Consider the following 14,915-nt stretch of genomic DNA (forward strand, 5'->3'; position numbering starts at 1 on the left):
TACACTACCCACCGTACACATAGTACGCTATTCACCGTACTGCTTGTACAATATACAGCGTACTATGTGTACGGTGAATAGTGTACAAGTACTACCAAGAAAAATGGTCGAAAGATTTAAAAATAAAAATCCCTTCCAAACTTAAAGTAGGAAGGGATTTTTGGTGTCTAAAAAGGTACTTAAATCAAATTGTAATAATTAAAATTTAAGCTTCTGCTTCTTCGTAATCACTTACTGGAATACAAGCGCAGATTAAGTTTCTATCTCCGAAAGCACTGTCAATACGACGTACTGTTGGCCAGAACTTGTTGGCTTGAACATACGGAAGAGGATAAACCGCCTTCTCTCTTGAGTAAGGAAGTGTCCACTCTCCTGTAATGGTCATTGCCTGTGTATGTGGAGCGTTCTTTAATACGTTCTCAACTGCATCCGCTTTACCGTCAATCACCTCTTGGATCTCTTCACGGATAGCAATCATTGCGTCACAGAATTGGTCTAACTCTGATTTGCTTTCTGATTCAGTAGGCTCGATCATCAATGTACCTGGTACTGGGAAAGAAACCGTTGGAGCATGGTAACCATAGTCCATTAAACGTTTTGCGATATCTTCCACTTCAATACCTGCTGGCTTGAACTGACGGCAATCTACGATCATCTCGTGAGCGTTACGTCCGTTGGCTCCAACATATAATACTGGATAATGCTCCTTCAATCTTGACTGCATGTAGTTCGCATTCAAGATCGCTGTTTTTGTAGCATTTGTTAATCCCTCAGCACCCATCATACGGATGTAAGCATATGAGATTGGTAAAATACTAGCAGAACCCCAAGGTGCTGCTGAAACTGCTGAGGCAGCATTTTCACCTACATTGTTGTCAATTACTGCGTGACCTGGCAAGTAAGGAGCAAGATCTGCTACCACACCGATTGGTCCAACTCCTGGTCCACCACCGCCGTGAGGGATACAGAATGTTTTGTGTAAGTTCAAGTGACAAACGTCTGCTCCAATGTTAGCAGGAGAAGTTAATCCTACTTGAGCGTTCATGTTGGCTCCATCCATATATACACGACCACCATTGTCATGGATAATTTGACAGATTTCAATTACTGATTCTTCAAATACACCGTGCGTTGAAGGGTAAGTGATCATCAATGAAGAAAGGTTTTCAGAATGTTGTTCTGCTTTTGCCTTTAAGTCTTCTACATCAATGTTACCTGCCTCATCACATTTCACGATCACTACTTTCATCCCTGCCATCACTGCTGATGCTGGGTTAGTACCGTGTGCTGATGAAGGAATAATAGCAATATTTCTATGACCTTCACCTTGTGCTTCGTGGTAAGCACGGATGGTCAATAATCCTGCGTATTCACCATTTGCACCTGAGTTTGGTTGTAATGACATTGCATCAAAACCAGTAATCTCACATAACCAAGCTTCCAAGTCTTTGAAGATTTCTTGGTAACCTTGTGCTTGCTCTTTTGGAGCGAATGGGTGCAACTGACCAAACTCTGGCCATGTTACAGGAATCATTTCTGCTGTTGCATTCAATTTCATTGTACATGATCCTAAAGAGATCATTGAATGTACTAATGAAAGATCCTTGTTCTCTAAACGCTTTAAGTAACGTAACATTTCGTGTTCAGCGTGGTATTGGCTGAATACTGGATGTGTTAAGAACTCTGATTCACGTTGTAAAGCAGAAGGAACTGCAACTTCAATATCATTGGCTAACGCCTGAACGTCTACAGGTACATTTAAATCTAACGCATCTTGGAAAATAGAAATAATATCCTCGATGTGAGATACGTCTGTCGATTGGTTCATAGAAAGACCGATCGTTCCATCCTCAAAGTAACGGAAGTTCGACATTCTTTCTTCAGCCAAAAGACGGATTGCTTTTGCTTGTAAAGGCGTTGTTTTAATTTTAACTGTGTCGAAGTAGTCTTTGCTTTCTACCTCAAAACCTAATTGCTCCACTCCTTTTACTAAAAGGTTGGCCATACCATGCGTACGGTAAGCAATTGTTTTCAAACCTTCAGGACCGTGGTAAATTGCATAAGCAGCCGCCATTACACCTAATAGTACTTGTGCAGTACAGATATTTGACGTTGCACGTTCACGTTTGATATGTTGCTCACGTGTCTGTAAAGCCATACGGTACGCTTCATTACCGTCCTTATCTTTAGAAATACCGATAATACGTCCTGGAATTTGACGTTTGTAAGCATCTCTAGTAGCTAAGAAACCAGCGTGAGGTCCACCGTATCCCATAGGAACACCAAAACGTTGAGCAGAACCTACTACAGCATCTGCATCCATTTTACCTGGCTCTTTTAAAACCGTAAGTGCCAATAGGTCTGAAGCCATAGCCACTAAAACACCGTTTTCATGCGCTGCCGCAATGAAATCAGTATAATCACTGATTGCACCGTTAGTATCTGGGTATTGTACTAATACACCAAATAAAGTAGGATCTGTAACATCTAATTCTGCTACCTCACCAATGACTAACTCTACTCCGATTGGAGTACAACGTGTTTTTAGAAGATCTAAAGTTTGCGGGTGACAAGTGTTTGCTGCAAAGAATTTGTTTGCTTGTTTTTTCTTCGCTCCTTTTCTAGCTCCATGGAACATGTGAACTACCTCGCCTGCTGCAGTCGCTTCATCCAATAGAGATGCGTTTGCCAATTCCATTCCAGTCAGGTCAGTGACCATGGTTTGGAAGTTTAAAAGCATTTCTAAACGGCCTTGAGCAATTTCAGCTTGGTAAGGAGTGTATGCAGTATACCAACCTGGGTTTTCCATGATATTACGTAAGATCACAGGAGGTGTAATCGTGTTGTAATACCCCATACCAATATAAGAACGGTAAACTTTGTTCTTCTGAGCAATTTCCTTGAACTGACGAAGGAATTGGTACTCAGTAAGTGGTTCAGGAAGGTTTAAAGCCTCTTTCAGGCGGATTTTTTCAGGGACAGTCTGAGCAATCAACTCATCAATATCTGATACCCCTAATGCTTTTAACATCTCTTCGATTTGAGTATGGTTGGGCGCATTATGCCTTGCCTCAAATCTCTCGAAGTTGTTTAAATCAATCTTCATCGACTATGGTTGTGTTGTGGTATTTAACAATGTGTATTGCAGGTTAAAAGAAGAAGTGGTAAATTAAGCCCGCTACTTCCCCGTAATAACACGGCAAATATAGTTAACTTTATTTACGAAATAAACTTACGGTTAATAATGAAAGAAATTTTAATGACAATAGGTCTTATAATTTCATTTAATATAACACTTGCTCAGAGTGTTAACCCTTCTGACGGGATATTGTTTCCGGAAGGGGAAGTTAGCCGTGTGGACCTACAAATGAACGTCTTTGACCTCGAGTTTCTCTTAAGGTCAGGAAATGAGGAGAACCTTGAATTCAAAAGCTGTTCTTTCCGCTTTTCAAACTCTCTTATCACAGATTCTCTTCAAAATGTAGGCATACGACTTACAGGAACTACCTCAAGATATGCCGCAAAGAAGTCATTTCAATTAGCGTTCAACCATATTGACCGCCATAGAAAATTTAAAGAAGTAGCCAATTTCAATCTTAAAGCTGAAAAAAACGACCCTACCCATTCAAGAGAAAAAGCATTATTAAAACTGTTCAGAGATGAAAATATTCCTGTAGCACGTTCTAGTCATATTGAACTTTATATCAATGAGGTTTATTTTGGTTTATATCTCAATACAGAAGTGATCGATACTACTTTTCTTGCTTCAAGGTTTTGCTCCAGTGACGGTGTTTTAATTAAAGGAAATTATGGTGCCAACCTTATTAATGACCCAAATATCTACTGCAACGAAGAAATTTACCAAATTATTAATGACGATCACGGAGATAAAGGCCTGCTTGCAGCTTTTCTTGACAGCATAAATATCTTAAGAGATGAACCGCTTGTACATTATTTAGAGGCTAATTTTGATATTAATCGCTACATCAAAACAATTGCCATTGAGCATTTAGTCGGGCATTGGGATAATTATTCCTATAATAAAAATAACTTCTATTTGTATTGGAATGACCATCAGAACCGCTGGACTTACATTCCTCATAACTTAGACAATACCTTAGGAATTGATTGGATTGGTTATGACTGGGCCACAAAAGATTTGAATAATTGGTACCATACTATTGAAGCAAGACCGTTGATTAGTAAAATCTTGAATATTCCAAAATACAAAAATGAATACAATCGATATATCTCCTACTTGATTGCCCATCGTTTCAACAACGAAAAACTAGACACTTATTTTTCTTCTCAACACCAATTATTAAGACCTTTTATACAACTCGATATTTTTTATTCCTCCAGCTACGATTGGAATCTAGAGGATTTTGACTATGCTTTTCATCAACCTATTGGTGGACATGTTGAATATGGCATCAAGGATTATATTAGTACGCGAGTACAATATGCTCAAAAGCAAGTACAGGTTATCAATATTGAAGAAACCATCAGCAACACCAACATCATGGTGTACCCTAGTCCAAATAATCATCAAATGATCCTTAAATTTGATGAAATACATTTCAGAAGATGCTTGATTTCGTTGATGAATCTCAAGGGACAAACGATCAAAAGATGGAGTAAAAAACCAAGTGAAGTCATTGACATTTCTACTCAAAATATCCATCACGGCACTTATATTTTATCAATTGAAGTAGAAAATAATCAAAAAAGCTGGGTAAAATTGCCTGTTAAGAAAGTAGTCATTTAGAAAAATGAAACATAATCTTAATACAAACGATGTACAACACCATTTCAATTTAAATTAACTTCGTGCCCTTTACAGATTCCAACGTTTCAATTACAAACTAAAACTACACCTTTAGGCCTATCTCAATATGACAGCCCCTACATCCATACAAAAAAACAGCATGTACTGGCGTTTCAGTATGTACGGATTCCTTAAGAACCTGAGGTTTTTCGATCCTTTTATGATCATATATCTCTCAGAAATGGGTGTTTCTTATACTCAAATTGGAATCCTTTATGCCATCCGAAAACTGGTTGCTTTCTTTTTAGAAATCCCCACAGGTATACTAGCTGATATATTAGGTCGAAAACTATCTTTAGCCACATCATTCTTTGCGTATATTGTCTCGTTTATAGCTATTTATTATTCTACTAATTTCTTTCTGCTAGTTGTTGCCTTCTCCATCTTTGGAATAGGAGAAACGTTAAGAAGCGGATCTCATAAAGCCATTATTGTGAGTTATTTGGAAGAGAAAGAATGGTTGCACCTCAAAACCGACTACTTTGCTAACACTAGAGCTTGGGCACAATTTGGGAGTGGCATTTCATCATTGATTGCAGGTTTTCTTGTTTTATATAGCGGGGAATTTAAGAGTATATTTTTGTATTCCGTAATCCCATATATCATCAACTTCTTCAACCTTCTCACTTACCCTAAATCTTTGGATGAAGGAGGAAAAAAGAAGAAAAAGAAGACACAGTCCAATTTTATTAAAGAGCTTTGGGTAGTTTTAAAACAAAGACAATTGATCAAGGTAATCACAAATGCCACCGTATTATCTTCTTTTCTAGGAGCTTCAAAAGATTTTATTCAACCAATGATGGCCACATTTGCTCTCACACTTCCTTTTCTAGGTTTTATAGATGATGAAAAACAAAAAATTGGTTTAGTTGTCGGCATTCTTTATTTCGGGATTTACATGATGACCTCAAGAGCCGCTGTTATTTCTAAATCTGTAAAAAAACAGATTTCCAATCAAGAAAAGTTTATTACTTATACGCTTGTAATTGGTTTACTATTTGGTATCCTTGCAGGGTTGATGTATGAAATACAACTTCACTTAATAGCAATTACGGTCTTCACCCTTGTTTATGTAACAGACAGCTTAAGAAAACCAATTCTAACAGGATATATAGCAGATGAAAGCCCCACTGAAATGCTGACTACTGTACTTTCTGTGGATTCATTTGTTTTAACTGTCTTCACTGCTTTACTCTCTTTTGTTTTTGGTTTCCTTTGCGACTTCTTGAATATTGGAAATGCCCTTATCCTATTAGGCCTAAGTTTGGCCGGCTTCTACTTTATGACAAGCCTATTTTTCAAAGAGAAGTCTGCTCAAGCTTAAAAGATGATAACAAACTCCAATTACTGTTTAGGATTCGTAATTATATGAATATACATTCATCTTAAATTTACTTATCATTAATAATCTATCTAACTTTCATAACAATTTGTTCAAAAGTTATGGAAGAGAGAATAAGAAAAACAGTAACGAGACAGTGTAGGGCGATTTTTCCAAATACATTAAACGCAAATAATACTTTATTTGGCGGAGAAGCCATGAAATGGATGGATGAAGTAGCTTATATTACGGCTACTCGATTCACAAGACAGAAAATGTTCACCTTAAAAACGGAAGACATTAAGTTTTTAAAATCTATTTCACCCAATAGTATTGTTGAAGTTATTGGTAAAGTAGAGAAAGCAGATCCAATAAAATTGCGTGTGATTCTGGAAATGTATTCTGAAGACATGTATTCTGACTCCAGAGAAAAGGTGATGGAAAGCGTATTTATTTTTGTTGCCTTAAATGATCACAACAAACCTGTTCGAATTGACTACAGTCGACTTGAACAAGAGTTTGAATTGGTATAATATATAGGAGTTCCAAGCTAAAATTAAGTATTTTGGTTTGGAACTTCAGCCACTTCAAATTAAAGGTTGAAATTTAAATTAAACCGTCCCCATTTGGGATAATAGGGAGGAAACTTATCATCAGGCTCATATGTAATTCTATCCCAATTGTATTCCAAAGTTCCGAACTTGTATGAAAACACAATTCCAACAGATAATCTATGTTGCCATGTAGGGATCTGATTAGAAGAAATGGTATAAGGCGACGATTCAAAAGGTATTAAACTTCCCTGCATTTCTCCGTCATACACATTCAAAATTCCTCCACTGATAAACTTCAGATATACTTGCAATGGCTTAAAATTCTTAGACAACCAAGTTGCAGTAGCTTTCTCTCTTAAAATAGGGTCGTCTGACCATAATGTATTAGGATATTTCATTCTAGCATAAGGTTTATCTACCATATTATAAAATGTCTTGAGATCTGCTTTTTTAGAATACGGCCTTTCCCCTTGAATAAAAAAATCGTTGAAAATACCCACTCTGAGATAAACAAATCCTTCAAATGAAATATCCATTGTTCCTACTGTCCCACGCCCTCCAACAAATGCTTCAGAAAAAGAGAAAGAAGAAATAAGGTTATGCATTAAAACAGCAGTATAATTAAGGTATAAACCATTGCCAATCTGATTGTCCCATCCGGCCACTTCATTGTTTCCTATTGCAGAATGAAAGCCATTCTGAAATCTTTGTCCCCCAGAAATTTCTCCTACAACTCCTACATCTAATCGAGTCATCAAAACCAAACCCAAAGATGGATTCATGGAACTGTGTGCTAATGTTAGATAAGTTACACCACAAAAAGGAATATCAGTTGAATCCACTTCTGCACGTTCAACATCCCTAGGAGTATACATTTTGTGGACAATACCCAGTGTAAATAACTGATGACTGTCTGGTAATTTGGGTAAGAAAGAATTTGTAAACTTATTATCCAATCCCTTCCATCCAAATTGAATCGCCGTGCCAAAAGAATAAAATTGATCCGTACTTTTCAACAAAAAAAGATCCTCATCAATATTCAATTCAAAATAAAATGGATGTTTTTCTTTCTGTATTTTCTCTTGTCCATATACTATGGAAAGAAATAGCAAGAATAGCAGTAAGAGAAATAGTTTTTTAGTAGTTACCATATTTCATAATATGCATTGACTTTTCACTTCTGTATCAATCAACAGCTCCTCCAAGTGTAGATCCCAGTCTATAATTAATGATCATTTGAGGAAATGTCTTGGTATCGTAATAAAGGTCAGAGAAGGCTTCAATGTCATTATAAGCGATATACACCTCTCCGCTTTCTTTTTCATATACCAATAATTTTTGACAAAAAGCATCCAAACCTAAACGAGGAGTACTCTTCATGGCTTTACCTCCAGGAGCTGGGCCTCCAAATAATATCAAGTAAGTTGGTGGAATGTCTATTCCTACTTCTTTGGATTCTTTCTGAAAATCAATATCTGCAAACATCTGAGTGTCTCCTTGAGATAAAATAGCTGACTTTAAATCAACAATTGTCTGCTTAAAAGGTTTTGTGGATTGCTGGATAATCAACCCGTACTCCTTCTCTACTCTTCTATCACAATCCTTTGCAAGAATTGAAATCGGAAACTTCTCCACCACGTTATTAATTCCATTTTGAAAAGATTTCACATCTTCCCCTTTCAATGCATGTCGCCTTTGGATAAACGCTGCTGAAGTGTAAGCCAATGTTACTTTTTGTGTATCTGGCTCTGAATATAATAATACCTTAAAAGGAAGATCCACTCCAATCAATTGGTTTTTCTGCAAAAGCGCGGCATTCACTTTCTTATCAGAAAAAATAGTAACAATAGAAGGTGGTGTATAAACTCCAGCATCTTTTGCTAGTCTTGAATGATCTATTTGAGTGATACTTTGAAAAGGTAGAATGACATCTTTTAAATGATCCACTTCCAAATCAACTTTGTGACGAACTGTTAAAGCCGTATATTCAGAGAGTTTATCATTGGAACAACTAAAAAAAAGAAATAGTAGAGTAATAAAAATTAAGGTTTTCATTTTCATGATTAATAGATTGAGCAGTTAGCAAATCCAAGTGCATCTATATTAATTTAAAATGATTGGAGAAGTATCTCAAAAAATTCAATTACTCAATGATGATTTATTAAAAATGTCCTATCAAATACACATAATAATCTACTTGTTTTTCAAAAAAATATCCTGACTCACTTTACGTAAATCAGGATATTTCTGCAAAATCACTATCTCTAAATAGGGTAGTCTCTATGTTTAACCAAATAATGTAGAATACCATCTTTCAACCCTACTCCTGGAACAATAATTTTTTCTGCTCCGACAATTTCCATACACGTCATGTAGATGTTAGAAGCAGGAATAATTACATCAGCCCTATCTTCATTGAGCCTTAGCTTACTAACTCTTTCTTCATAAGTAAACTCCATCAGCCAGCTTCTTATCTTTTTCAACTCAGCTAAGAAAGTAGTTTTATCATCACTTTTCTTTTGCTTGGAGAGGTTGAAAAGCTTATTGATGTTTCCACCTGTACCAATAGCTATCACCTCTTCATCTTCATTGAAATATGGAGATGATTCTGTATTATACCATTCTCTTATTTTACCAAACATAGCTTCCAGATCTTCTCCACTTAGTCTTCTCACGCTACCCATTCTGAAAGATTTTGAAGCTACTTTGGTTTTATGGCGATAGATATTCAGTTCTGTACTACCACCTCCAACATCAATATGTACTACATTTCCCATCGGGATATAAGGGTCAAGTGTCAGAGCAATCATCTCTGCCTCAGTAGTTCCTCTAATAATATCAATTTTCAAGCCTTCCTTATAGTAAATTCTATCTACTATTTCTTTACCATTGGCGGCTTCTCTCATGGCAGAAGTAGCACAGGCGATGTAATCTTTCACGTCATATAAATCAAGTAAAGTGGAAAAGACTTTCATCAATTTGACTAACTTTTCTTCAGTCGGTCTTAATATCTTTCCGGTTTTAAATACGTCTTTTCCAAGGCGAAGGGGAAAACGCATGTATTCAATTTTCTTAAAAGCAATCTCATCTGCTTTATCTATATGTGTTGTAACAATCTGAAATCTTATGGCATTAGAGCCAATATCTATAGAAGCTAGTCTCAACGTATAAAAAATTAATGTGAACAGTGTAAACATTCATACTATAAAGTTGAACTATTTAATAGTATGTTGCCCAAATAGTATTGTTAGAAAATAAAAATATAAAAAAAAGAGGTATTACATGACGCAATACCTCTTTTTCTTCCCTAGGGATATATTTTTTTATTACATAGAGTCGAAAGATTTCTCTCCATGGTAAGATTCATCAAGACCTTCAGATTCTGTATGAGCGTCAATTCTACCACCTGCAGTAAGTAAAGTACTCAATTTAAATAGAATTGCTGAAGCTACACCTGCAAAAATGATTGTCACTACCACTGCTTTCAATTGTACTAAAACCTGACCAGGGTTACCGTATAATAAACCTGCAGCACCGTTTACTTCAGGATTTGCAAATACACCTGTTAAAACAGCACCTACAATACCCACTAAACCGTGAATACCAAATACGTCAAGCGTATCATCATATCCTAAAGCTTTCTTTAATTTCACTACACCGTAAAAACCAACTACACCTGAAATCAAACCAATTGCTAAAGCACCTGATACATCTACAAAACCTGAGGCTGGAGTAATACCCACTAAACCAGAAATCACACCTGATGCAGAACCTAATAATGTAGGCTTTCTTTCTTCAGTCATCCACTCGATTAATAACCAAGCCATACCGCCTGCTGCTGCTGCTACGTTTGTCACTAGCATTGCATTAGCTGCAACAAAATCAGCAGCTAATTGGCTACCACCGTTGAAACCGAACCAACCAAACCATAATAAAGCACTACCAAGTACCATTAATTTGATGGATGAAGGTTTTTCTGATTGCTCATCACCGTGACCGATTCTGTTACCAAGCATTAAAGCTAAAACTAAACCTGAAATACCGGCGTTAATATGAATTACTGTACCACCTGCAAAATCTAATTCACCATCGTTGCTTAGGAAACCACCGCCCCAAACCCAGTGGGCAATTGGTGAGTAAACTAATGCAACCCATAATGCTGAGAAGATCATCCAAGTAGAATATTTTACACGTTCAATGATTGATCCACTTACAAGAGCAACGGCAATTGCTGCAAATGTACCTTGGAACATAATGAATAAAATTCTTGGAATTGTACCTGCTACGTCTGTGATTTTAACGTCAGCTAATAAGAAAGAAGTGAAATCTCCAATATATGCGTTTCCTTCTCCGAATGCTAAGCTATAGCCAATGATTACCCATACCAGTGTACCTGTACAAAAAGCAGTATAACTCATACCGATGGTATTCAATACTGTTTTACGTTGTGCTAAACCACCATAGAATAGTGTCAAGCCTGCTGGAGTCATTAACATTACGAGAGCTGTTGCTACAAGCATCCAAGCTGTATCTCCAGAATTAATAGTTGCTTCCTGTGCAAATGTTAGTGAAGGCACTAAAAATGCGGACAGTAATAAACTCAGACCTTTAAGGCCTACCTTTTTAATAGAAATCATAATAAATATAGGTGAGTGTGAGTATTTTTTTATTTCCGATGCTACAAATTTATATAATTCATAATGATTTATACAAATCTTTAATACATTTTTTATTAGCAAAAACATTAAAATAACACCTGATTATCTGTTTTTAGTCATATTTTATCATGCAAAAGGTTAAATAAAACCCTAAAAACCTATATAAAAACACATTTATCATTTATTTGGTTCATTTTCAAACCAAAAAGATAAAAATTCACGAATTGGCAATAAAAAAGGCTTAATCACAGTCAGTGATTAAGCCTTTTCCATCAATTATGAACAAAAAATTAAGGTGCAAGTCTATTTTTACCCCAATTTCCTTCTTCATCTTTTAAATATTCAATTCTATCGTGTAACCTTGAAGGTCTTCCTTGCCAAAACTCAATTCTTGTAGGTGTGATTGCAAAGCCACCCCAATGTGGAGGACGAGGAACATTTGTTATAAATTTAGCGGCATACTTAGCAAAACGAGTTACAATAACATTCTTTGAAGAAATTATACTGCTCTGCTCAGAAGCCCAAGCCCCTACTTTACTTTTATAAGGTCTGCTTTCAAAGTAAGTGTCAGAAGTCTCTTCACTCACTTTTTCAACGGTTCCCTCAATACAAACTTGTCTTTCCAGTTCAGGCCAGAAAAAATTTAAAGCAGCTCTTTTGGATGCTTGAAGAGATTGACCTTTGTTACTTTCATAGTTAGTATAAAAAACAAAAGCATTTTCTTCTACACCTTTCAGCAATACAATTCTTGAAGAAATTCGACCCTCACTATTCACAGAAGCCACATTCATAGCTGTTGGTTCATGTACTTCAGCCTTAATAGCCTCTTCCAGCCAAATTTCAAATTGTTGAATTGGATTGTCTAAAACGTCTTTTTCATCTAAATCTTTTTTGGAATAATCCTTACGGATATCAGCAATTTTAGATTTCATCTATTTTTATTTTAATGATGCGTCTTTTACACCGCAATATAATTCTGCTATTCTATTTGCACATAATTCACCATCCATAGCGGCCGATGCAATTCCTCCCGCATATCCTGCCCCTTCACCGCAAGGAAAAAGTCTTTTCAGAGAAACATGCTCACAAGTTTCTTTTTCTCTTGGTATTCTAACAGGTGACGATGTTCTACTCTCCACACCTACGATCTGTGCTTCATTAGTCATATAGCCCTTCATCTTTTTACCAAAATCTTTAAAACCGAATTTTAATCGATGAGCAATAGCCTCTGGCAAGACTTCTTTCATGTCTACAGATAACAAACCAGGCTGATAAGATGTTTCGTTTAAGCTTGAGGAAATTTTACCTTGCACAAAATCTGATAAACGTTGTGCTGGTGCAACTTGTGTTCCTCCTGCTACTTCACACGCTTTTTTCTCTACAGCAGCTTGAAATTCCATTGCTGCGAGATTTCCATATTTTTGGATGTATTCTGAAAAATCTTCATCATCTACACTTACAACTATACCTGAATTAGAAAATTTTGAATCTCTTCTTGAAGGTGACATACCATTCACCACTACTTCTCCCTCTGCAGTAGCAGAAGGTACAATAAATCCACCCGGACACATACAGAAAGAAAAAACACCTTTTTTTTGTCCTTTATACCCTACTTGAGAAACCAAAGAATAAGCCGCAGCAGGTAAATACTCTCCTCTATCACGATCATTCAAATGGTACTGAATTTTATCAATCAATCCTTGAGGATGTTCAATTCTGACTCCCAAAGCAAAAGGTTTTCTTTCAATTGTGATCTCCTTTTGATCTAACAATCTGAAAATATCTCTTGCTGAATGTCCCGTAGCCAACAAAACTGCCTCTCCTGTAATTTGATTTCCATTTTGAGTAACTACTCCTTTGATTTCATCTCTCTCAAGAATAAAATCTTCAACACGTGTTTCAAAATGAACTTCACCACCCGCATTCAAGATACTTTCTCTCATTTCTTGAATTACTTTTGGCAGTTTATTGGTTCCAATATGAGGGTGAGCATCCACAAGAATTTTTTCTGAAGCAGAATGTGCTACAAAAATCTCACAGATTCTTCTAAAGTCACCTCTCTTTTTAGAACGGGTATATAGTTTCCCATCAGAATAGGTACCAGCACCACCTTCACCAAAGCAGTAATTAGAATCTCCATTGACAATATTCTTCTTATTAATATTAGCCAAATCCTTTCTTCTCTTCTGTACATCATTACCTCTTTCTATCACAATAGGTTTTATCCCTAATTCAATAAAACGTAATGCTGCAAACAACCCTGCTGGGCCTGCTCCAACAATAACTACCCTCTTCCCTTCAGTAACATTGGGGTAATCTTTTTTATAAGCAATGTTTAATGTTGGCTTTTCGTCTACAAAAACCTCTGCCTCTACATTTACTTTTACTTTCTTTTTTCGAGCATCAATAGATCGCCTCGTCATCCGAACAACCACGTTTTCCGCGTCATTCAGCCCTTCTTTTTTTGTGATAAACGCTTTAAAATTCTCATCATCGAAAGCAACGTTCGGAGAGACAACATATTGAGATACTTTTTTCATTTAATGTCTGTTCTTTATTTTTAAGAAAAAGATGCTGCAAAATTAAGGAATGCAACTTTAGGAAACAGCATGCACAACTTCATTAACAAAAAAAGCAGGTAACTCTCGCTACCTGCTTTTTTCTGTAGATTGATGTAAAGGAAGAATTAATCCACTTTTTCCGACAATTCCTGCACTTTATCATAAGCGTCTTTACGTCCAGCTTCAAAAGATTTTTTATAAAGCTCTAATGCCTCAGCATAAGTCGCCTTCTTTTTCTTTGGAGCTAATTTAGTTCTATTTGCAGCTTCTTCTAACGCTTCAGCTTGAGCATAAAATGCATCTGCCTCCGTTTTCTTTGCTTGAACCATTAACTCTTGAATTCTATTTTCTAACAAAGACAATTCTTCTTTTTTCTTTTGAATTTGAATTTCTTTATCAGAAAGTTCTTTTGCTTGTAAATCTACAGTTTTGATTAATGCTTTATTTTCAGTTCTGTATTTATCTACTTGCTGTTTTAAATCAGAGATTTCTTGTGTCTTCTGATCCAACTGCTGTCTTAACTTTCTAATCGTATTAGCGTAAGCACTGTTTTTAGTGTTTGCTTTAGCCAAGCTTGCCTCCATTTGCTCCATACGATTTTCAGACTCTTGCATATAAGCATCGATAGCACGAATCTTCTCCTCATATGTTTTGCCAGAAATACCTCGCTCCATATCAACATATAAAAGGTTTCTTGACACATCAATAGAGTCAATCAATGCACCTACCTCATCTAAAGTTTGAGCAGCAGCTTCCGCTCTAGCCAAATCCTCTTGAAGTTTTGCATTGGTAGCTTTTAGTTGATCATTTTCTTCTTGCATACCACAAGACGTAAAAAACAATGCAATTGCACCGGATAAAAAGAATGAAAATGATTTTGTAATGTTCTTTGTCATTTTATCGATCTATTATTTTAAAGCTAAAAAAGCGTTTTGCACTCCAACAAAATTACCCTGTTCCATTTCCTGCAGTTCTATTTCCATAATCTTACAA

11 protein-coding genes are annotated in these 14,915 nt (G+C 36.2%); 3 read left to right on the forward strand and 8 right to left on the reverse strand.

Going from position 1 to position 14,915, the window contains the following annotated elements; translation table 11 throughout:
- Positions 1 to 205: 205 nt before the first annotated feature.
- Positions 206 to 3,106, reverse strand: a complete 2,901-nt coding sequence (gcvP, locus tag AVL50_RS13845) for an aminomethyl-transferring glycine dehydrogenase (protein WP_062617088.1) — start codon at positions 3,104 to 3,106, stop codon at positions 206 to 208.
- 138 nt (positions 3,107 to 3,244) lie between these two features.
- Between gcvP and AVL50_RS13850 the strand changes: the two genes are divergently transcribed.
- The 3 genes from AVL50_RS13850 to AVL50_RS13860 all read left to right on the forward strand — a co-directional run bounded on the left by AVL50_RS13850 (position 3,245) and on the right by AVL50_RS13860 (position 6,682).
- Positions 3,245 to 4,768 (forward strand): CotH kinase family protein, encoded by a 1,524-nt coding sequence (locus AVL50_RS13850; protein WP_062617089.1) that lies wholly within the window; start codon positions 3,245 to 3,247, stop codon positions 4,766 to 4,768.
- Positions 4,769 to 4,895: 127 nt separating this feature from the next.
- Positions 4,896 to 6,152 carry an MFS transporter gene (locus tag AVL50_RS13855; RefSeq protein ID WP_063850709.1) on the forward strand — a complete coding sequence of 419 codons (1,257 nt, stop codon included), beginning with the start codon at positions 4,896 to 4,898 and terminating at the stop codon, positions 6,150 to 6,152.
- Between the two features lie 119 nt (positions 6,153 to 6,271).
- On the forward strand, positions 6,272 to 6,682 hold the full coding sequence (locus AVL50_RS13860) for an acyl-CoA thioesterase (RefSeq protein ID WP_044202825.1): 411 nt from the start codon (positions 6,272 to 6,274) through the stop codon (positions 6,680 to 6,682).
- Between the two features lie 59 nt (positions 6,683 to 6,741).
- On the opposite strand, the gene AVL50_RS13865 is transcribed toward AVL50_RS13860, so the two are convergent.
- The 7 genes from AVL50_RS13865 to AVL50_RS13895 form a co-directional block, all read right to left on the reverse strand.
- Positions 6,742 to 7,854: a lipid A-modifier LpxR family protein gene (locus tag AVL50_RS13865; RefSeq protein WP_082795811.1), complete on the reverse strand. Its 1,113-nt coding sequence runs from the start codon at positions 7,852 to 7,854 to the stop codon at positions 6,742 to 6,744.
- 34 nt (positions 7,855 to 7,888) lie between these two features.
- A complete protein-coding gene (locus tag AVL50_RS13870; RefSeq protein WP_172826840.1) occupies positions 7,889 to 8,758 on the reverse strand; it encodes a DUF302 domain-containing protein in 870 nt (289 codons plus the stop codon).
- 209 nt (positions 8,759 to 8,967) lie between these two features.
- On the reverse strand, positions 8,968 to 9,900 hold the full coding sequence (locus AVL50_RS13875; RefSeq protein WP_253764285.1) for a phosphatase: 933 nt from the start codon (positions 9,898 to 9,900) through the stop codon (positions 8,968 to 8,970).
- Between the two features lie 129 nt (positions 9,901 to 10,029).
- Positions 10,030 to 11,340, reverse strand: a complete 1,311-nt coding sequence (locus tag AVL50_RS13880; protein WP_062617093.1) for an ammonium transporter — start codon at positions 11,338 to 11,340, stop codon at positions 10,030 to 10,032.
- A 311-nt stretch (positions 11,341 to 11,651) separates the two neighbouring features.
- Positions 11,652 to 12,293, reverse strand: coding sequence for a pyridoxamine 5'-phosphate oxidase (gene pdxH / locus AVL50_RS13885; protein ID WP_062617094.1), 642 nt, complete (start codon positions 12,291 to 12,293; stop codon positions 11,652 to 11,654).
- A gap of 6 nt (positions 12,294 to 12,299) precedes the next feature.
- Positions 12,300 to 13,901, reverse strand: a complete 1,602-nt coding sequence (locus AVL50_RS13890) for an NAD(P)/FAD-dependent oxidoreductase (RefSeq protein WP_062617095.1) — start codon at positions 13,899 to 13,901, stop codon at positions 12,300 to 12,302.
- 146 nt (positions 13,902 to 14,047) lie between these two features.
- On the reverse strand, positions 14,048 to 14,818 hold the full coding sequence (locus AVL50_RS13895) for a hypothetical protein (RefSeq protein WP_062617096.1): 771 nt from the start codon (positions 14,816 to 14,818) through the stop codon (positions 14,048 to 14,050).
- Positions 14,819 to 14,915: the final 97 nt, after the last annotated feature.

The sequence above is a fragment of the Flammeovirga sp. SJP92 genome, assembly GCF_001583495.1.
Lineage (GTDB): Bacteria > Bacteroidota > Bacteroidia > Cytophagales > Flammeovirgaceae > Flammeovirga.